19 protein-coding genes and 3 tRNA genes are annotated in these 18,014 nt (G+C 72.6%); 5 read left to right on the top strand and 17 right to left on the bottom strand.

The window, feature by feature from the left end:
• Positions 1-46: 46 nt before the first annotated feature.
• From FHX73_RS16390 to FHX73_RS16365, 6 genes are all read right to left on the bottom strand, one after another.
• The gene (locus tag FHX73_RS16390) at positions 47-934 is read right to left on the bottom strand and encodes an SCO4651 family lipoprotein (protein WP_145905713.1); all 888 of its coding nucleotides are present in this window, start codon (positions 932-934) and stop codon (positions 47-49) included.
• Positions 935-1,067: 133 nt separating this feature from the next.
• Complete coding sequence (gene rplA / locus FHX73_RS16385; RefSeq protein WP_145905712.1) at positions 1,068-1,790, bottom strand: 50S ribosomal protein L1; 723 nt, start codon at positions 1,788-1,790, stop codon at positions 1,068-1,070.
• Between the two features lie 96 nt (positions 1,791-1,886).
• On the bottom strand, positions 1,887-2,321 hold the full coding sequence (gene rplK, locus FHX73_RS16380) for a 50S ribosomal protein L11 (protein ID WP_145905711.1): 435 nt from the start codon (positions 2,319-2,321) through the stop codon (positions 1,887-1,889).
• A 156-nt stretch (positions 2,322-2,477) separates the two neighbouring features.
• A complete protein-coding gene (gene nusG, locus FHX73_RS16375; protein ID WP_145905710.1) occupies positions 2,478-3,356 on the bottom strand; it encodes a transcription termination/antitermination protein NusG in 879 nt (292 codons plus the stop codon).
• A 193-nt stretch (positions 3,357-3,549) separates the two neighbouring features.
• Positions 3,550-3,933, bottom strand: a complete 384-nt coding sequence (secE, locus tag FHX73_RS16370) for a preprotein translocase subunit SecE (protein ID WP_145905709.1) — start codon at positions 3,931-3,933, stop codon at positions 3,550-3,552.
• A gap of 111 nt (positions 3,934-4,044) precedes the next feature.
• A tRNA-Trp gene (locus FHX73_RS16365) sits at positions 4,045-4,117 on the bottom strand.
• A gap of 216 nt (positions 4,118-4,333) precedes the next feature.
• On the opposite strand from FHX73_RS16365, the gene FHX73_RS16360 reads away from it, so the two are divergent.
• From FHX73_RS16360 to FHX73_RS44695, 3 genes are all read left to right on the top strand, one after another.
• Positions 4,334-5,566, top strand: coding sequence for a pyridoxal phosphate-dependent aminotransferase (locus FHX73_RS16360; RefSeq protein ID WP_145905708.1), 1,233 nt, complete (start codon positions 4,334-4,336; stop codon positions 5,564-5,566).
• Between the two features lie 117 nt (positions 5,567-5,683).
• Positions 5,684-6,709 carry an adenosine deaminase gene (locus FHX73_RS16355; RefSeq protein ID WP_145905707.1) on the top strand — a complete coding sequence of 342 codons (1,026 nt, stop codon included), beginning with the start codon at positions 5,684-5,686 and terminating at the stop codon, positions 6,707-6,709.
• Between the two features lie 14 nt (positions 6,710-6,723).
• Positions 6,724-6,960 carry a hypothetical protein gene (locus FHX73_RS44695; protein WP_170304940.1) on the top strand — a complete coding sequence of 79 codons (237 nt, stop codon included), beginning with the start codon at positions 6,724-6,726 and terminating at the stop codon, positions 6,958-6,960.
• Positions 6,961-6,967: 7 nt separating this feature from the next.
• Here FHX73_RS44695 and FHX73_RS16350 read toward each other — a convergent pair whose 3' ends face one another.
• Positions 6,968-8,011, bottom strand: coding sequence for a UDP-N-acetylmuramate dehydrogenase (locus FHX73_RS16350; RefSeq protein ID WP_246213561.1), 1,044 nt, complete (start codon positions 8,009-8,011; stop codon positions 6,968-6,970).
• Positions 8,012-8,050: 39 nt separating this feature from the next.
• Here FHX73_RS16350 and FHX73_RS16345 point away from each other — a divergent pair, with 39 nt between their 5' ends.
• A complete protein-coding gene (locus FHX73_RS16345) occupies positions 8,051-8,701 on the top strand; it encodes a MerR family transcriptional regulator (RefSeq protein ID WP_246213560.1) in 651 nt (216 codons plus the stop codon).
• A gap of 7 nt (positions 8,702-8,708) precedes the next feature.
• On the opposite strand, the gene FHX73_RS16340 is transcribed toward FHX73_RS16345, so the two are convergent.
• The 6 genes from FHX73_RS16340 to FHX73_RS16315 all read right to left on the bottom strand — a co-directional run bounded on the left by FHX73_RS16340 (position 8,709) and on the right by FHX73_RS16315 (position 10,688).
• On the bottom strand, positions 8,709-9,119 hold the full coding sequence (locus tag FHX73_RS16340; protein WP_145905705.1) for a DUF3291 domain-containing protein: 411 nt from the start codon (positions 9,117-9,119) through the stop codon (positions 8,709-8,711).
• A gap of 107 nt (positions 9,120-9,226) precedes the next feature.
• Positions 9,227-9,649, bottom strand: a complete 423-nt coding sequence (locus FHX73_RS16335; protein WP_145905704.1) for a MaoC family dehydratase — start codon at positions 9,647-9,649, stop codon at positions 9,227-9,229.
• Between the two features lie 5 nt (positions 9,650-9,654).
• Positions 9,655-10,122: a MaoC family dehydratase N-terminal domain-containing protein gene (locus FHX73_RS16330; RefSeq protein ID WP_145905703.1), complete on the bottom strand. Its 468-nt coding sequence runs from the start codon at positions 10,120-10,122 to the stop codon at positions 9,655-9,657.
• A 130-nt stretch (positions 10,123-10,252) separates the two neighbouring features.
• Positions 10,253-10,417, bottom strand: coding sequence for a 50S ribosomal protein L33 (gene rpmG, locus FHX73_RS16325; RefSeq protein WP_006604855.1), 165 nt, complete (start codon positions 10,415-10,417; stop codon positions 10,253-10,255).
• 85 nt (positions 10,418-10,502) lie between these two features.
• A tRNA-Met gene (locus FHX73_RS16320) sits at positions 10,503-10,575 on the bottom strand.
• 40 nt (positions 10,576-10,615) lie between these two features.
• Positions 10,616-10,688, bottom strand: a tRNA-Thr gene (locus FHX73_RS16315).
• 227 nt (positions 10,689-10,915) lie between these two features.
• Here FHX73_RS16315 and FHX73_RS16310 point away from each other — a divergent pair.
• On the top strand, positions 10,916-12,238 hold the full coding sequence (locus tag FHX73_RS16310) for an amidohydrolase family protein (protein WP_145905702.1): 1,323 nt from the start codon (positions 10,916-10,918) through the stop codon (positions 12,236-12,238).
• Positions 12,239-12,268: 30 nt separating this feature from the next.
• Here the strand turns inward: FHX73_RS16310 and FHX73_RS16305 are convergent, their stop codons facing one another.
• The 4 genes from FHX73_RS16305 to kdpC all read right to left on the bottom strand — a co-directional run bounded on the left by FHX73_RS16305 (position 12,269) and on the right by kdpC (position 17,997).
• Complete coding sequence (locus tag FHX73_RS16305; protein ID WP_145905701.1) at positions 12,269-13,738, bottom strand: hypothetical protein; 1,470 nt, start codon at positions 13,736-13,738, stop codon at positions 12,269-12,271.
• A 265-nt stretch (positions 13,739-14,003) separates the two neighbouring features.
• Positions 14,004-14,696, bottom strand: a complete 693-nt coding sequence (locus tag FHX73_RS16300; RefSeq protein ID WP_145905700.1) for a response regulator — start codon at positions 14,694-14,696, stop codon at positions 14,004-14,006.
• Complete coding sequence (locus FHX73_RS16295; RefSeq protein ID WP_145905699.1) at positions 14,693-17,275, bottom strand: sensor histidine kinase; 2,583 nt, start codon at positions 17,273-17,275, stop codon at positions 14,693-14,695. Before FHX73_RS16295 ends, FHX73_RS16300 begins: the two co-directional genes overlap by 4 nt.
• Positions 17,276-17,364: 89 nt before the next feature.
• A complete protein-coding gene (gene kdpC, locus FHX73_RS16290; RefSeq protein ID WP_145905698.1) occupies positions 17,365-17,997 on the bottom strand; it encodes a potassium-transporting ATPase subunit KdpC in 633 nt (210 codons plus the stop codon).
• Positions 17,998-18,014: the final 17 nt, after the last annotated feature.

The raw sequence follows: 18,014 nt of genomic DNA, 5'->3' as shown, positions 1-18,014 counted from the left end.
TACGGTCAAGGGGGCGAGAACACCAAATCCCGCCCCCTTCACCGGGTCAGCCGAGCTTCGGGCCGAGCAGTTGGAGGGCCGCGCTCGGGTCGGCCTGGTCGCTCGCGGGCGGGGCGCTGACGGTGACCTGGACGCCGAGGTCGCTGTAGCCGGTGGTCACGGTGCCGCTGGTGGCCGCGCCGGCGCTCGGGCTCGCGGCGGCGGTCAGCGGCTGCTCGCGCTGCTGGACCAGCTCGTGCTTGGCGTTCAGCCAGAACTCGACCTTGACCGAGGTGTTGCCGTTCAGCTGGCTCTGCACGGCCGCGCGCTGGGCCGGGCTGAGGCCCTGCAGGCCCGCCAGCAGGTCGTTGACCGGCACGGTGCCGGTGTAGTGGTCGGCGGACGCGCCGGCCACCTGCTCGCTGCCGGCCTTGGTCATCTTGCCGCTCTGCGCGGCGGCGGTGAGCTGGGCGGCCGGGTCGAGCATCACCGGCAGGGACTGGAAGGCGGAGCTGGTGCCGCTGGGCAGCTGCACCCAGTGCTTGCCGCCGGGCAGCGGGCTGGGCTGCGCGGTGGTGCCCAGGTAGACCGCGTCGCCGAGCACCCGGACCCGCAGGTCCTGCCCGGACTGCTGCTCGGTGACGTCCAGCTTGGTGCTGCTCCCCCAGGCCAGCTCGCCGCTGGCGCTGCTGCCGGTGCCGGAGTCGGCGCCGGACACGGTGACCTTCGCACTGCCGGCCTTGGCCATCACGATCGCGGCGGCCAGCAGCTCGGCCTTGGCGTCGCCGCCGCCGGCCGCCGGTGCGGGAGTGCCGGCCGCGGCCGGGCTGCTGCCGCCGGCGGGCTTGCCCGCACTGTTGTCGGACGGCGACTTCGCCGAGCTGCCGCAGGCCGCGACGGCGACGGTGAGCAGGCCGGTGAGCGCGGTGGCCGCGACGGTGCGGGTGATCCGCATGGTGTCCCCCAAAGCTGTCGGTGTCACGGGAGAGGACACCGCTCGGCCCGCCCCCGGTTCCCGAACGCGTCAGGGCCCGCCTCCCGGACGGGAGGCGGGCCCTGACGGACGGTCAGTCAGACCTGGCTGCGGTTCAGACCGCCGCCGGGTCCTCCTCGACCAGGAGGTTGCGGGTGCGGTTCGGGTCCACCTGGATGCCGGGGCCCATGGTGGTCGAGAACGCGGTCTTCTTGATGTAGCGGCCCTTGGCGGCGGACGGCTTGGCCCGCAGCACCTCGTCGAGGGCGGCGGCGTAGTTCTCGACCAGCTGCTCGTCGGTGAAGGAGGCCTTACCGATGATGAAGTGCAGGTTCGAGTGCTTGTCGACGCGGAACTCGATCTTGCCGCCCTTGATGTCCGTGACGGCCTTGGCCACGTCCGGGGTGACGGTGCCGGTCTTCGGGTTCGGCATCAGACCACGCGGACCGAGCACGCGGCCGAGGCGGCCGACCTTGCCCATGAGGTCCGGGGTGGAGACGACGGCGTCGAAGTCCAGGCGACCCTTGGCGACCTCGTCGATCAGCTCGTCGGCACCGACGATGTCGGCGCCCGCAGCACGCGCGGCCTCGGCACGGTCACCGGTCGCGAAGACCAGGACCCGGGCGGTCTTACCGGTACCGTGCGGCAGGTTCACGGTGCTGCGGACCATCTGGTCGGCCTTGCGCGGGTCGACACCCAGGCGCATGGCGACCTCGACGGTCGAGTCGAACTTGGTGGTGGCGGTCTCCCGGGCGAGGCGGACGGCCTCAAGCGGGGCGTACAGGCGGTCGCGGTCGACCTTGAGGTCCGCGGCCTTGAGGGCCTTGCTGCGCTTCACTGCTGCTCCTGTGTTGGTGGAGTCGTGGTGTGGGCCGCGCGGGCCCTACCACTGGCTGTCCTCGATCAGTCCCTGGCGGGACGGGGAAAAGGGTGCTCAGCCCTCGACCGTGATGCCCATGGACCGGGCGGTACCCGCGATGATCTTCTCCGCGGCGTCCAGGTCGTTGGCGTTCAGGTCGGGCATCTTGGTGGTGGCGATCTCGCGCACCTGGGCCGAGGTCAGCTTGGCGACCTTGGTCTTGTGCGGCTCGCCGGAGCCCTTCTCGATCCCCGCGGCCTTCAGGATGAGGCGCGCGGCCGGCGGGGTCTTGGTGATGAAGGTGAAGGTGCGGTCCTCGTAGACCGTGATCTCCACCGGCACGACCATGCCACGCTGCGACTCGGTGGCCGCGTTGTAGGCCTTGCAGAACTCCATGATGTTCACGCCGTGCTGACCCAGCGCGGGGCCGACCGGCGGAGCCGGGTTGGCCGCACCGGCGTTGATCTGGAGCTTGATAAGCCCCGTGACCTTCTTCTTCTTGGGAGGCATGTCTCTCCGGGTCCTTCCTTCGATGGACGCGTGCACCGGACCGGGGCGACACCCGGCATGCAGTACACACAGCGGACCAGGTTAACGCGTGCGCGCTGCTGGTCCAAAACGGGTCCGGGGGCGGAGCCGCTCGGCCCCGCCCCCGGAAGGTCTGTACTAGTTCTTCTGGATCTGGTCGAAGGAGAGCTCGACCGGGGTCTCCCGGCCGAAGATCTCGACCAGGCCCTTGACCTTCTTGGAGTCCGGGTTGATCTCGTTGATGGTCGCCTGCAGGGTGGCGAACGGACCGTCGGTGACGGTGACCGAGTCGCCGACCTCGAAGTCCAGCACCTGGATCTCGCTCGGCTTGACCGGGGAGGGCTTGCCGGCCTCCTTGGCCGCGGCGCGCTCGACGTCCGGCGCCAGCATCTTGACGACCTCGTCCAGGGTCAGCGGGTACGGGTCGTAGGCGTTGCCGACGAAGCCGGTGACGCCCGGGGTGTTGCGCACCACGCCCCAGGACTCGGGGGTGAGGTCCATCCGGACCAGCACGTAGCCGGGGAGCTTGTTCTGCCGGATGGTCTTGCGGTCGCCGTTCTTGATCTGGACGACCTCCTCCTGCGGCACCTCGGCCTGGAAGATGTACTCCTCGACGTTCAGCGAGACGGCGCGCTGCTCCAGGTTCTGCTTCACCCGGTTCTCGTAGCCCGCGTAGGTGTGGATCACGTACCACTCGCCCGGCATGAACCGCAGCTCCTCGCGGAACTTGGCGACCGGGTCCACGTCCTCCTCGGGCTCCGGCTCCTCGGCCGGCTCCTCGAAGGTCTCGGCGGCCTCGGCCTCGTCCTCGCTCACCTCGCGCAGCGCGGCCTCCTCGGCCGGCACACCGGCCTCGGCCAGGTCCGCCGCCTCGACCTCGTCCTCGTCGCTGTCCGCGCCGTCGGTGATCTGCACGGCGTCCTCGACGTCGGCAGCCTCAGCCGCATCCAGCTCGGCGGCGACCTCATCCGCCTCGCGGACGGTCTCGTCGGCGTCGTACAGGGGGGACTCAGACACGGTGGCTGCTTCTTTCCTGGAGATGTGGAGATGTGTACTACGACCGGGCAAGCCTCGAACGGTCAAGCCTCAACAGTACCGAGTCAACGGTAGCGGGCCCGGCCGACGCCCGCCGACAGCTCGACCCGGGCGGTCCCCCTGTGGTGTGGGGGGCCGACCCGGGTCGGGTGGTGGTGCGTGGCGTGCGGTGGGATCAGCCGAAGATCCAGAAGGTCGCCTTGGCGAAGCCCCAGTCCATCGTGGCGACCAGGGTCATCACGACGGCGACGAAGACCACCACGACGCTGGTGTAGTTCATCAGCTCACTGCGGGTGGGCCAGACGACCTTGCGCAGTTCCGCGATGATCTGGCGGTAGTAGAGCCCGGCGCGGGCGAACAGGCCGCGCTTGGCGCGCTTGCCGCCGGACTTGGCGCCCTCGCCGCCCAGCTCCTTGTTGGCACGCTTGCGCTTGCGGCGGGAGAGGCTCTTGTCGTCCTCGGCCACACCGTCCTCGGACACGGCGTCGACAGCCGCGTCCTCGGCGGCGTCGCTGTTGCCGCTCTCAGGCGTTGCGGTGGAGCCCGTGGTCTCCGTCACTCGTCCTCACCTGAATCCGGGTCGTTTTGCTGGGCAAAGCGGACTGGTGCCCTCTCCGCATCAAGCCCGCTCGCTCTCGTGGAGCGAACGGGCTGGAATTGGTTCGTGCAGCAGGGCACGAGGGACTCGAACCCCCAACCGCCGGTTTTGGAGACCGGTGCTCTACCAATTGAGCTAGTGCCCTCCGACGCCTCGCGGCGTCCGAGTGGGCCCCAACCTACCGCATCCGACCGCCCGCGTGGTGAACGCTTCTGGTCAGCTGCCGGTTGGCCCGGGCCGTCGATCAGTGAGTGTACGGGTTCGGCGGCGTTTGGTCGAACCTCTTCAGCAGGTGGACCCGGCGAGTACGGATGGTGAAACCCGGACGCAGTAGCCCCCGGGGTTCTGCGACGATGCCTGTATGAGCGCTTCATCCCCCTCGTCCCCCGCCGAGCGCCGGGTCTCCGCCCGGGTCGGCGCCATCGCGGAGTCCGCCACCCTCGCCGTCGATGCCAAGGCCAAGGCCCTCAAGGCGGCCGGCCGCCCGGTCATCGGCTTCGGCGCCGGCGAGCCGGACTTCCCGACTCCTGACTACATCGTCGACGCGGCCGTGGAGGCCTGCCGGGACCCGAAGAACCACCGCTACACGCCGGCGGCGGGCCTGCCGGAGCTCAAGGCGGCGATCGCGGCGAAGACCCTGCGGGACAGCGGCTACCAGGTGGACGCCTCCCAGGTGCTGGTCACCAACGGCGGCAAGCAGGCCATCTACGAGGCCTTCGCGGCGATCCTCGACCCGGGCGACGAGGTCATCGTCCCGGCGCCGTACTGGACCACCTACCCGGAGGCGATCCGGCTGGCCGGCGGCGTGCCGGTGGACGTGGTCGCGGACGAGACCGCCGACTACAAGGTGACGGTGGAGCAGCTGGAGGCGGCCCGCACCGGGAACACCAAGGTGGTGCTCTTCGTCTCGCCGTCCAACCCGACCGGCTCGGTCTACACCGAGGCCGAGGCCGAGGCGATCGGCCGCTGGGCGCTGGAGCACGGGCTGTGGGTGCTCACCGACGAGATCTACCAGCACCTGGTCTACGGCGACGCGACCTTCACCTCGCTGCCGGCCCTGCTGCCCGAGCTGGCCGACAAGTGCATCGTGGTCAACGGCGTGGCGAAGACCTACGCGATGACCGGCTGGCGGGTGGGGTGGCTGATCGGCCCCAAGGACGTGGTGGCCGCCGCCGCCAACCTGCAGTCGCACGCCACCTCCAACGTCAGCAACGTGGCCCAGCAGGCCGCGCTGGCCGCGGTCAGCGGCGACCTGTCGGCGGTCGAGGAGATGAAGGCCGCCTTCGACCGGCGCCGCCGGACCATCGTGCGGATGCTCAACGAGATCGAGGGCGTCTACTGCCCCGAGCCGCTCGGCGCGTTCTACGCCTACCCCTCGGTCAAGGGCCTGCTGGGCAAGGAGATCCGCGGCAAGCGTCCGCAGACCTCCGGCGAGCTGGCCGCGCTGATCCTGGACGAGGCCGAGGTCGCGGTGGTGCCGGGCGAGGCCTTCGGCACCCCGGGCTACCTGCGGCTGTCCTACGCGCTGGGCGACGCCGACCTGGCCGAGGGCGTGCAGCGGATGCAGAAGCTGCTCGGCGAGGCCCGCGACTGACCCCGACTGACCCCGGCTGACCCCGCGTCAGCTCAGGCGGAACCGCCCCGTTCACCCCTTCGGGGGACCCGAACAGGGCGGTTCCCCTTTTACCGGGGTTTGCGGCAGGATTCGTGGATGGAACAGCGAGACGTCGCGGCACTGCCGAAGGCCCACCTGCACCTGCACTTCACCGGTTCGATGCGCCCCGCCACCCTGCTGGAACTGGCGGTCAAGCACGGGGTCCGGCTGCCCGAGGCGCTGAGTTCCGGCACTCCCCCGAAGCTGCGGGCCACCGACGAGCGGGGCTGGTTCCGGTTCCAGCGGCTCTACGACACGGCGCGCTCGGTGCTGCGGGACGAGTCCGACATCCGCCGGCTGGTCCGGGAGACCGCCGAGGACGAGGTGGCGGACGGCTCGCGCTGGCTGGAGATCCAGGTCGACCCGACCTCCTACGCGCCCCGGCTGGGCGGGTTGATCCCGACCATCGAGCTGGTGCTGGACGCGGTCCGGGAGGCCTCGGCGGCCACCGGGGTGGGGATCCGGGTGCTGATCGCGGCGAACCGGATGAAGTCCGAGATGGACGCCCGCACGCTGGCCCGGCTCGCGGTCCGCTACGCCGACCAGGGGGTGGTCGGCTTCGGCCTGTCCAACGACGAACGGCGCGGGCTGGCCCGCGAGTTCGACCGGGCCTTCGCGATCGCCCGGCGCGGCGGGCTGCTGGCCGCCCCGCACGGCGGCGAGCTGGCCGGTCCGGAGTCGGTCCGGGACTGCCTGGACGACCTGGGCGCCGGTCGGATCGGCCACGGGGTGCGGGCCGCCGAGGACCCGCGGCTGCTCCAGCGGCTGGCGGACCGTCAGATCACCTGCGAGGTGTGTCCGGCCTCCAACGTGGCGCTCGGGGTCTACGAGGCGCCGGGCGCGGTGCCGCTGCGCGCCCTCTTCGAGTCCGGGGTGCCGCTCGCGCTGGGCGCCGACGACCCGCTGCTCTTCGGCTCCCGGCTGGCCGAGCAGTACCGGCTGGCGCGGGAGGTGCACGGCTTCTCCGACCAGGAGCTGGCCGAGCTGGCCCGGCAGTCGGTGCGCGGCTCGCGGGCCCCGGAGGGGGTGCGCAAGGAGTTGCTGAGTGAGATCGATCTCTGGCTCACCGGGCCTGCGGCATGACAATCTGACGATCCATGAGCAGCCATTCGACGGTCACGCATACGACGCACACGACCCACACGAGCACCACGTCGCACACGACCCACGTCACGCATGTCACCCACGTGACCCACGTGACGCACAACTACTACTTCTGGCACTCCAGCCGGTCGATCGGGCCAGGTCCCGGCGGCGGCTTCATGTTCTGGCTCTTCATCCTCATCCTGCTCGTGATCGCGGTGGCCTACGGCGTGCGCCGGGCCCGCCGCTGACCGGGCGTCAGAGCTCGACGCCGACCATCACGGGCTCGTTGACGAGCTCGACGCCGAAGGCGGCGTGCACGCCGGCCCGGATCTCCCGGGCCAGCGAGAGCAGGTCCGCGGTGGTGGCCCGGCCCCGGTTGGTGAGCGCCAGGGTGTGCTTGGTGGAGAGGGTCGCGGGGCCGCTGCCGTAGCCCTTGCGGAAGCCCGCGTGGTCGATCAGCCAGGCCGCCGAGGTCTTGGTGGCACCGTCCGGCGCCGGGTAGGCGGGGGCCTGCCGGCCGTCCAGCCGGGCCAGGAAGGCCTGGTACTGCTCCGGCGTCAGCACCGGGTTGGTGAAGAAGGAGCCGGCCGACCAGGTGTCGTGGTCCGTCTCGTCCAGCACCATGCCCTTGCCGGCCCGCAGTTCCAGCACCGCGTTCCAGGCGGCGGCCACCTCGACCCGCCCGCCCGCCTCGACGCCGTAGTGCCGGGCCACCTCGGGGTAGCGGATCGGGGTGGAGAGGCCGCCGTGGTCCTCCAGGCCGAAGCGGACCCGGAGCACCACCCAGCGGTCCGGCTCGGCCTTGAAGCGGCTGTGCCGGTAGGAGAAGCCGCACTCGGCGTTGGTCAGGGTGACCAGTTCGCCGGCCCGCCGGTCGTAGGCCACCACCTCGGTGATGGTCTGGGAGACCTCCTGGCCGTAGGCGCCGACGTTCTGCACCGGGGTCGCGCCGGCCGAGCCGGGGATGCCGGCCAGGAACTCGATGCCGGCCAAGCCGTGCTCCAGCACCACGGTGGCGACCGCGTCGGCCCACACCTCGCCGGCGGCCAGCTCCAGCACGGTGCCGTCCAGGGTGCTGCCGGTGGTGGCGATCCGCAGCACGGTGCCGTCGAAGCCGGCGTCGCCGATCACCAGGTTGCTGCCGCCGCCGATCACCAGCAGCGGCTCGCCGACCGCGTCGGCGGCCTGCACCGCGGCGATCACCTCCTGGTCGGTGTGCGCGGTCACCAGCCGGCGGGCCGGGCCGCCGAGCCGCAGGGTGGTCAGCGGGGCGAGGGGCGCGTTCTCGGTCACATGCACCCGACCACGGTATACGGGCGGGGCGGATACCGACGGCACATGGAGACGTACAGTATCCATATGCGGATCGGCGAGCTCAGCAAGCGCACCGGGGTGCCGGTGCCGACGATCAAGTACTACCTGCGCGAGGGCCTGCTCCCGAGCGGCGAGCTGACCAGCCACAACCAGGCCCAGTACGGCGAGGAGCACCTGCGCCGGCTGAAGCTGATCCGCGCGCTCACCGAGGCCGGCAAGCTCTCGGTGGCCGCCGCCCGCGAGGTGCTCACCGCGGTGGACCGGCCCGCCGACGGGCTGCACGCGGTGCTCGGCGTGGCCCAGCAGGCGGTGACCCCCCAGGTGACCCCGGTCGACACGGCCGAGTGGGCCCGGGCCGAGCGGCAGGTCGACGAGCTGGTGGCCCGGCACGGGTGGCAGGTGACCGCGGAGAACCCGGCCCGCAGCGCGCTCGCCCAGCTGGTGGTGACCCTGCGCGAGCTGGAGCAGGACGACCTGCTGGAGCTGCTGGACGACTACGCCGCCGCGGCCGGGCGGCTCGCCACCGCGGAACTGGCGGCGATCGCCCGGCGCGAGGGGGTGGCCGGCAAGGTGGAGGGCGCGGTGGTCGGCACCGTGCTGGGCGACGCGCTGATCGCCGGGCTGCGCCGGCTCGCCCAGGAGGACGCCTCGCACCGGATCTTCGAGGCGCGCTGACGGCCGGTCAGTCCGCGGCCCGTTCGGCGGCCGCCGCGGCGAGCCGGCGGCGGGCCTCGGCCCAGTCGGCCGGCAGCTCGCCGACCGGGGCCTCCCAGAAGGTGAAGAGCGAGGCGGCCATCGCCGGGCGCTGTGCCCGCATCACGGTGCGGTGCGGCTCGGATCCGGCGAAGGCGTCCAGTTCGGCCCGGCCCTCCCAGGCGGAGAGGGTCCAGAAGGTGCGCCGCAGCGGCTGGGCGACCAGCGAGGCCCCGAGCGCGCCGGGCGCGCGGGAGACCTGACGCCAGATCCGCAGCGAGCCGAGGAGGAAGCTCGGGACGTCGCGCAGCGAGCGGACCTCGAAGCGGGAGGCCATCAGCAGCACCCGGTCGGCGCCGGGGCGGGGCGGGTTGGGAACGGTCCAGGGGAGCGTGGGCATGGCGCTGCCCTCCACATCGATTGCAGATAGTGGAACCTGTCGCTATCCATGCTACCCGTAAAGAGAGGCGCCACCCCTACAACGGGGACGGCGCCTCGGCGGGCGGCTCAGCCGAGCTGGACCACCGCGCGGGACATCCCGAGCACCTTCTGACCACCGCTGGTCGCCACCAGGTCCACCTGCACCCGGCGGTCCTCCAGCAGCTTGGCCACCTTGCCGGAGACCTCGATCACCGCGCCCACCCCGTCGTTGGGCACCACCACGGGGCGGCTGAACCGCACGCCGTACTCGACCACCGCGCCCGGGTCGCCGGTCCAGTCGGTGACCACCCGGATCGCCTCGGCCATGGTGAACATGCCGTGCGCGATCACGTCCGGCAGGCCCACCTCCAGGGCGAACTTCTCGTTCCAGTGGATCGGGTTGAAGTCGCCCGAGGCGCCCGCGTACCGCACCAGCGCGGCCCGGTCCACCGGGAACGACTGGGCCGGCAGCTCGGTGCCGACCTCGACCTCGTCGAAGCTGATCGCCATCGGGGTCACTCGCCCTTCGTCTCGTCGGCGGCGGCCGCGCGGGCGACCAGGGTCATGGTGGCCTTCGCCAGGTACTCGCCGCTGTCCTCCAACAGCTCCGCCGTGACGGTCAACACATCATTGCCGGCCAGCGACTTGATGTTGTCGATGGTCAGCACCGCCCGCACCCGGTCGCCGGCCCGCAGCGGGCGGGCGTAGCTGAACTTCTGGTCGCCGTGCACCACCCGGCTGAAGTCCAGCCCCAACTCCGGGTCCTCGATCACCTGGTCAGCGGCCGGCATGGAGATCACCACCGGGAAGGTCGGCGGAGCGATCACGTCGGAGTAGCCGAGCGCCTTGGCCGCCTCCGGGTCGAGGTAGGCGGGGTTCGGGTCGCGCACGGCGATCGCGAACTCACGGATCTTCTCCCGACTCACCTGGTACGGCTCGGTGGGCGGGTAGCTCCGCCCGATGAACGAGGGGTCGAGTGCCATGGAACTGCTCCTCAGTTATCCGGGTGTGTCAGTCATACCAGCACAGAAATGACTTCAGGCCGCATCCCGAATCGGGATACGGCCTGAAGTCAAGACCTGTCACGGCCAGGCCCGATGACTCCTTATGGGATCAACGGGTCTCGCGGTGCGCGGTGTGCGAGTTGCAGCGGGGGCAGTGCTTCTTCATCTCAAGACGGTCCGGGTCGTTACGCCGGTTCTTCTTGGTGATGTAGTTCCGCTCCTTGCACTCCACGCAAGCCAGCGTGATCTTCGGGCGGACATCGGTGGCAGCCACGGGAGTGCCTTCCTTGGACAACGGGGTGATGACACAACAAGAGTAGCCGATCGGGGTTGGTGTTCTCCCGACCGACTACGCGGGGTAGCGGTGACCGGACTTGAACCGGTGACACAGCGATTATGAGCCGCTTGCTCTACCAACTGAGCTACACCGCCTTGATGACAGATCACCACCGAGGTGGATCCCTCTCATCAGAGCCCCCATGCGGAATCGAACCGCAGACCTTCTCCTTACCATGGAGACGCTCTACCGACTGAGCTATAGGGGCGAACCGGTTGAACGAGGAAGAGATTACACGGTTCCCGGCCCAAGGTGAAATCCGTATCCCGGCCGGAAGATCCCAGGTCGGCGGCTTCGTACGGAAGGGCGTCGGTCGCGGTCGCGTTCGAGGGGCCGGCGGGCGCTTCCGCCCCGCGGTCAGCGCGAGCCTGCGCGGTCGGGGGGCCGGTGCGCCATAGGCTCGGCGGCCAGTGATCTTCAGGGAGGAGCCCGCGGATGAGCCCGGACAGTGCACCCCCCGACGGCCAGCAGCCGGGCCGGCCGGGATCGGGCCAGCCGGGATCGGGGGTGCAGGGCGGCAATCCGCTGGACCACGGGCCGGTGCTGCTGCTCGCCGGGGCCCGGCTGGTCGACGGCCGGCTGGTGGACGTGCGGATCAGCGGCGACCGGATCCAGGCCGTGGGCACCGCCGGCAGCCTCGGCCCGCTGCCGCTCTCCGCGCTGCCGGTCGGCGCCGGCACCGGGACCGAGCCGGTGGTGGCCTCCGGGGCCCGGATCGACCTGACGGGCTATCTGCTGCTGCCGGCACCGGCCGAGCCGCACGCCCACCACGACACCGCCTTCACCGCGCCGGACCCCGGCGGCCAGGCCCAGGACGGGACCGGCACGGTGCGCCGGGTGACCGAGGCCGCGCTCACCTCGCTCGGCTACGGCGCCACCGCCCAGCGCACCCACGTGCGGATCGGCGACGCGCTCGGGCTGCGCGAGCTGGAGGCGGTGCTCACCGCCCGGCAGGCGCTGCGCGGGCTGGCCCACCTGCAGGCGGTGGCGGTGCCCCGGGTGCTCACCGGCACCGCCGGGGCCGACGGGCGGGCCCAACTGCGCGAGGCGCTGCGGCTCGGCGCGGACGCGATCGGCGGCTGCCCCGAAGCCGACCCGGACCCGGTCGGGTTCACCGAGCTGGTGGCCGAGCTGGCGGCCGAGTTCGACTGCCCCGTCGACCTGCACCTGCGCGGCGCCGACCCGGCGCTGCTGGCCCGGCTGACCGCCCCGCTGGCCCCGCTGCGCCCCGGGGTCTCGCTCGGGCCGTGCGACCTGCTGACGGCCGGCGGCGGCGCGGTGCTGCGGGCCGCCGGGGTCCGGGTGGTCTGCCTGCCGCAGAACGGCGGCTGCGGCGCGCTGGCCGGGCCGCCGGCCGGCCTCGGACCGGCCGTGCTGCGCGAGCTGAGGGACCACCAGGTGCCGATGGCGGCGGGCAGCGGGGCGCTGCGGGACGCGGCCAACCCGGTCGGCCGGGCAGATCCGCTGGAGGCCGCCTACCTGCTGGCGGCCGGCGGGGTGCTCAGCCCGGCCGCCGCCTACGAGGCGGTCAGCGGGCAGGCCCGGCTGCTGATGGGGCTGGTCCCGGTGCGGGTGGACGCCGGCTTCCCGGCCGAGCTGCTCGCGGTGCGCGGCGAGCACCTGCCCGGGGCACTGGCCGGCGGGCACAGCCGGCTGGTGGTGCACAGCGGCCGGGTGGTCTCCCGGACCAGCGCGGTCCGGGAGTTCGCCGACACGGTGGCGCTGGCGCTGCCCCGGCAGGGCGGGCACCCGCACTGACGCGGGGCCGGCCCGGCCGCTGACGGCGGGTCAGGCGTACTCGCGCAGCCGGGGCCGCACCGCCAGCAGGGTGAGCACCAGCGCGGCGGCGGCCAGCGCTCCGAGGCCGGCGGCGGTGACCGCGCCGAGGTCGGAGTCGCTGCTCGCGATCGCCCGGTCGAAGGCCGACTGGTTGATCCCGATCACCTGGTCGAAGTCGTCGCTGAGCTGGTTGAAGTCGCCGTCCGACTGGCCGTGCCCGGTGCCGGTGTCGAAGGCGATCGCCTCGGCGAGCCGGCCCTGGCCCTGCAGCGCGCGGATCGTGGTGTCGTCGGCCTGGTAGGTCCGGTAGTCCTCCAGCAGCCGGTCGGCGGCCTGCTGCTCGCCGGGGAAGGTGATGTTGCGCAGTTCGTCGCCGAGGTAGCCCTTGAACGGGACGGCCGACTCGCTGCCGCGGTGGGCCGCCACCGCGTCGTTGAGCGCGGGCAGGTACTGCGGGTACTGGGTCACCGCGTCGAAGCCGGCGACCTGCTGACTCTTCGCCAGGTAGCTCTGCTCGTACTGGGCGGCCCGGGACGGGTCCAGCAGCCAGCGGCTCTCGTCGGCGTTGGAGTCGTAGGCCACCGCACGGGCCCGGCCGAGCGCGATCACCGAGTCGTAGGCGCTCACCTTGGCGGTGTGCAGCTGGTCGGCGGCCGCGGAGGACGCGGCCAGGCCCCAGACCAGGCCGGCCGCGGTGAACAGGCCGGCCAGCAGCAGCGGCGGGGAGAGCAGCCGGCGGAACCGGACCGCCAGCAGGCGCTGCAGCGCAGCCAGCGCGGCCAGCGCCAGCAGGCCGAGCGCCAGCAGCTCCCAGAAGCCGGCCGAGAGCGCCGAGTGCTCGTCGGAGTAGCTGTGGTCGACGGTGGCGGCGTTCGCGGCGGCCACCTGGTCGGCGCCCGGCAGCAGGGTGGTGCGCAGCAGGTCGGTGGCCTGCCGGTAGCTGGCCAGGGCGTCCGCCGGCGGGTGGCCGGGGCTCGCCTTGGCCGCGTTCTCCTGGTCCGTCAACTGGCCGACCAGCGCCTCGTAGTGGCCGAGGCCGTCCAGCTCGTCCTGGGCGGCCTTGCGGGCCTTCGGGTCGCCGCCGACCGCCTCGGCGGCCTGTTCGAGGTCGGCGTCGGCCTGCTTGCGGCGCTGCTCGTAGGTGGCCTGCACGGCCGGGCGCTGGGCCGCGTACTGGCTGTCCGAGCCGAGCAGCAGCAGGTTGGCGGCCTGCGCGTCCATGTCGCCGAGCGCGAAGTAGAGGTCGGCGGCCCGGACGGCCTGCGGGGCGGCCCGGTGGCCTATCTCGTCCGCGCTGTCCCGGGCGCCGGTGAGCACGCTCGCGGTGAGGCCGGCGAAGGCCAGCAGGGCGGCCAGGGCGAGGGCGGTGAGGGCGCGGATCCGGCGCGGGGTGGTCCAGTCCTCGACGCCGCGCAGCCGGGTGAGCGCCATGGTGGCCCACCAGCCGGTGTAGGCCCGGACCCCCGGGACGCGCGGCACGGCCGAGCCCTGCGCGGTACCCGGATCCGTCCCCCTGGACGGAGCCTCCCCCGGTACGGTCGCCGTTCTCTCTTCGACTGCCATCGCCGCGCGTCCTCCCCGTTCACAGCACCGCTCCGTCCGGCCCCCCAGCCGGCTCCCCCGGAGTAGCGCCGTTCCCGGTGTCGAAGCTAGACCGACCCGGGTGCGGCTGCCCCCGCCTTGACGCCCCCTTGGCGCCCGTGAGCACGGTCTTGACGCGTTGTTAACGCGTCTTGACGGTGGCTCAGGGCTCGTAGCGGTAGCCGATGCCCGGCTCGGTGATCAGGTGCCGCGGCCGGGCCGGGTCGCGCTCCAGCTTGCGGCGCAGCCCGGCCAGGTAGACCCGCAGGTAGTTGCCGCGCTCCTCGTGGCCCGGGCCCCAGACGGCGCGCAGGATCTGACGGCCCGGCAGCAGTCGGCCCGGGCTGGCCAGCAGCATGGTGAGGATCTTCCACTCCGTCGGGGTGAGCCGCACCTGGGCCTCGCCCTGGCCGGCACCGGACACGGGCAGTACCGTGCCGGCCGTCAGGTCCACCACGTGGTCGCCGATCACCGCCCGGGCCAGCGGGGCGGCCGTGCCCGGGCGGCGCAGCACCGCGCGCAGCCGGGCGAACAGCTCGTCCATCAGGAACGGCTTGGTGACGTAGTCGTCGGCGCCGGCGTCCAGCGCCTGGATCTTGTCGTCCGCGCCGCTGCGGCCGGAGAGCACGATGATCGGCACCTGGCCGCGGTCGCGCAGCCGGTGGATCACCTGCACCCCGTCCAGGTCGGGCAGGCCCAGGTCGAGCAGCACGGCGTCCGGCCGGCTGCGCTCGGCGGCGTCCAGCGCGGCGGCCGCCGTGTCGGCGGTGGCCACCTGGTACTGGCGGGCCCGCAGGTTGATCCGCAGCGCGCGCAGCAGCTGCGGCTCGTCGTCGACGATCAGGATCTGGCTCACGGGCCCTCCTCCGTCACGGTCTCCCCCGGCGCGACGGGCAGGGTGAGCAGCATGGTGGTGCCGCCGCCGGGGGTGTCCTCCACCTCCAGGGCGCCGCCCATCGCCTCGGCCAGGCCGCGGGAGAGGGCGAGGCCGAGGCCGACGCCGGTGGTGTTGTCGGTGTCGCCGAGCCGCTGGAACGGCAGGAAGACCCGCTCCCGGTCGGCGGCCGGGATGCCCGGGCCGCGGTCGGCGATCCGGATCTGCACCTGCCGGGCGGGTGGGCCGCCCGGCTCCGGGCGCGGGTAGGCGCTCGCGCTGACCAGCACCGGCGCGCCGGGGGCGTTGTGCCGCAGCGCGTTGGTGATCACGTTGGCCAGCACCCGCTCCAGCAGCGGCGGGTCGGCCAGCACGGCGGGCGAGGTCTCCAGGTCCAGCGGCTGCACCGGGGCGTCCGGGTCCAGCAGCGAGTCCAGCGCCCGGGGCAGCACCTCGTCCAGGTGCACCGGGGCGAGGTGCAGGGTGAGCGCACCGGCCTGCAGCCGGCTCATGTCCAGCAGGTTGTCGACCAGCCGGGTCAGCTTGAGCAGCGACTCGTCGGCGGTGGCCAGCAGTTCGGCCACGTCCTCGGGGGAGAACTCGACGTCCGGACTGCGCAGCGAGCCGACCGAGGCCAGCGCGGCGGCCAGCGGGGTGCGCAGGTCGTGGCTGACCGCGGCGAGCAGCGCGGTGCGCATCTTGTCGGCGGCCTTGATCGGCTCCACCTCGGCGGCCACCGCGGCCAGCCGGTCGTGCTCCAGGGCGGTGGCGACGTGCGCCGAGAAGGCGGCCAGCACCCGCTGCTGGTCGGCCGGCAGCCGGCGGCCGGTGAGGATCAGCAGCGCGTCCGAGCCGACCGGCACCGAGGTGCTGTCGGCGTCGGGCGCCGGCGGGCCGGAGGCGTCGCTGCGGTTCAGCACCTCGCCGGACTCCCGGGAGAGCAGCGCCACCGAGTCCAGCCCGAAGGTGTTGCGGGAGAGCTCCAGCAGGGTGGGGATCGCCGAGCCGTCGCTCTCCCGGCTGCGCAGCACGGTGCCGGCCAGGGTGGACAGACTCTGCGCCTCGGCGGTGGCCCGGGCGGCCCGGCCGGTCTGCCGGGTCGCCCGGTCGACCACCGTGGAGACGGTCAGCGCGACCACCGCGAAGACCACCAGCGCGATCACGTTGTTGGTCTCGCCGATGGTGAAGGTGTGCACCGGCGGGATGAAGTAGTAGTTCAGCAGCAGCGAGGCGACCAGTGCGGCGACCAGCGCCGAGACCGAGCCGCCGAGCAGCGCCACCGCGACCACGCCGAGCTGGAAGAGCAGCGCGTCGGTGGTCAGGTTGAGGTGGTGCAGCTGGGAGAGCAGCGCGGTCAAGCCGAACGGCACCACCAGGCCGGAGGCGAAGCCGGCCACCGTGCGCCGCTGGGAGTGCCGCCGGCCGAGCGAGGGCATCAGCCGGCCCCGGCCGGTGAACTCGTGGGTGACCATGTGGACGTCGATGTCCTCGGAGGCGTCCACGGTGGTCTCGCCGATGCCCGGACCGGTCAGGAACCGGGCGGTGCGGCCGCGCCGGCTGGTGCCGAGCACCAGCTGGGTGGCGTCGTTGGCCCGGGCGAAGCCGAGCAGCGCGGTCGGGATGTGGTCGCCGACCACCACGTGGTAGCTGCCACCCAGCGACTCGACCAGCCGGCGCTGGGCGGCCAGCGCGCCCGGGGAGGCGCCGGCCAGGCCGTCGCTGCGGGTGACGTGCACGGCGAGCAGCTGGCCGGCCGCCGTGCGGTCGGCGATCCGGGCGGCGCGGCGGATCAGCGTCTCGCCCTCGGGGCCGCCGGTGAGGGCGACCACCACGCGTTCCCGGGTCTCCCAGACCCGGTCGATGTTGTGCTCGGCCCGGTAGTCGCGCAGGCCCTCGTCCACCCGGCCGGCCACCCAGAGCAGGGCCAGCTCCCGAAGCGCCGTCAGATTGCCGACCCGGAAGTAGTTGGAGAGCGCGGCGTCCACCTTCTCGGCCTTGTAGACGTTCCCATGGGCCATCCGGCGGCGCAGGGCCTGCGGCGCCATGTCGACGAGTTCGATCTGGTCGGCCCGGCGGACCACCTCGTCCGGCACGGTCTCCCGCTGCGGCGTCCCGGTGATCTTCTGGACCACGTCGTTGAGGCTCTCCAGGTGCTGGACGTTGACCGTGGTGATCACGTCCAGGCCGGCGGCGAGCAGCTCCTCGACGTCCTCCCAGCGCTTGGCGTGCCGGCCGCCGGGGATGTTGCTGTGGGCCAGTTCGTCGACCAGCACCACGCCGGGGCGGCGGGCCAGGATCGCGTCCAGGTCCATCTCGTTGAAGTCGGTGCCCCGGTAGGACCGGGTCACCCGCGGCATCACGTCCAGGCCCCGGAGCATCTCCTCGGTGTGCTTGCGGCCGTGGCACTCGATGTAGCCCACCACGACGTCGGCACCGCGCTCCTGTCTGCGACGGGCCTCGTCCAGCATCCGGTACGTCTTGCCGACGCCCGGAGCCGAGCCGAGGTACACCCGCAACCGCCCGCGCCGTGGCGGGGCGGTGGCGGCTAGGTCGCGAGCCATTGCTTCCTCACTTCCGAGGGTGGGCCGAAGACGTGACCGGACCGGCCCGCGCGAGCGGGCCGGTCCGGGGCATCAGATCTGACGGGTCGTCACTTGAGTTCGCTCACTGCCTTGTTGAGCAGCACCACGTTGACGCCGGGGTTTCCGAGGAAGCCCAGCGAGCGGCCGTCGGTGTACTTGGCGATCAGCTGGTCGAGCTGGTCGGCGCTGACGCCGCGGGTCTTGGCCACCCGGTTGACCTGCTCCTTGGCGTAGGCCACCGAGATGTCCGGGTCCAGGCCGGAGCCGGAGGCGGTGACCGCGTCGGCCGGCACGGTGGACGGGTCCACGCCGTCGAAGGCGGCGATGGCGGCGCGGCGGTCCTGGACCGACTTGGTCAGGCCGGCGTCGTTGGGGCCGAGGTTGCTGGCCGCCGACAGGTGCGGGTCGTAGCTGGCCGCCGAGGGGCGCGGCTGGAACCACTTGGGGTCCGGCTGGGCCACCTCGTTGGCGTCGTTCGGGTTCTTCTTCGGCAGGTTGTAGTTCTGGCCCAGCAGGCTGGACCCGATCTGGGTGCCGTCGGCGGACTTCACCACCGAGCCGTTCGCCTTGTCGGCGAAGGCGACCTGGCTGATCCCGGTGACCAGCAGCGGGTAGGCGACGCCGAGGATCACCGTCATGACGAGCAGCATCCGCAGCGCGGTCCAGTAGGTGCGCACCGGGGCGGGCAGGGGCTTGGACATTCTCTTCTCCTCCTTCC

Source organism: Kitasatospora viridis, from assembly GCF_007829815.1.
GTDB classification, from domain to species: Bacteria; Actinomycetota; Actinomycetes; order Streptomycetales; family Streptomycetaceae; genus Kitasatospora; species Kitasatospora viridis.
The sequence above is the reverse complement of the archived record's forward strand: the minus strand, read 5'-3'. Positions and strand labels throughout refer to the sequence as shown.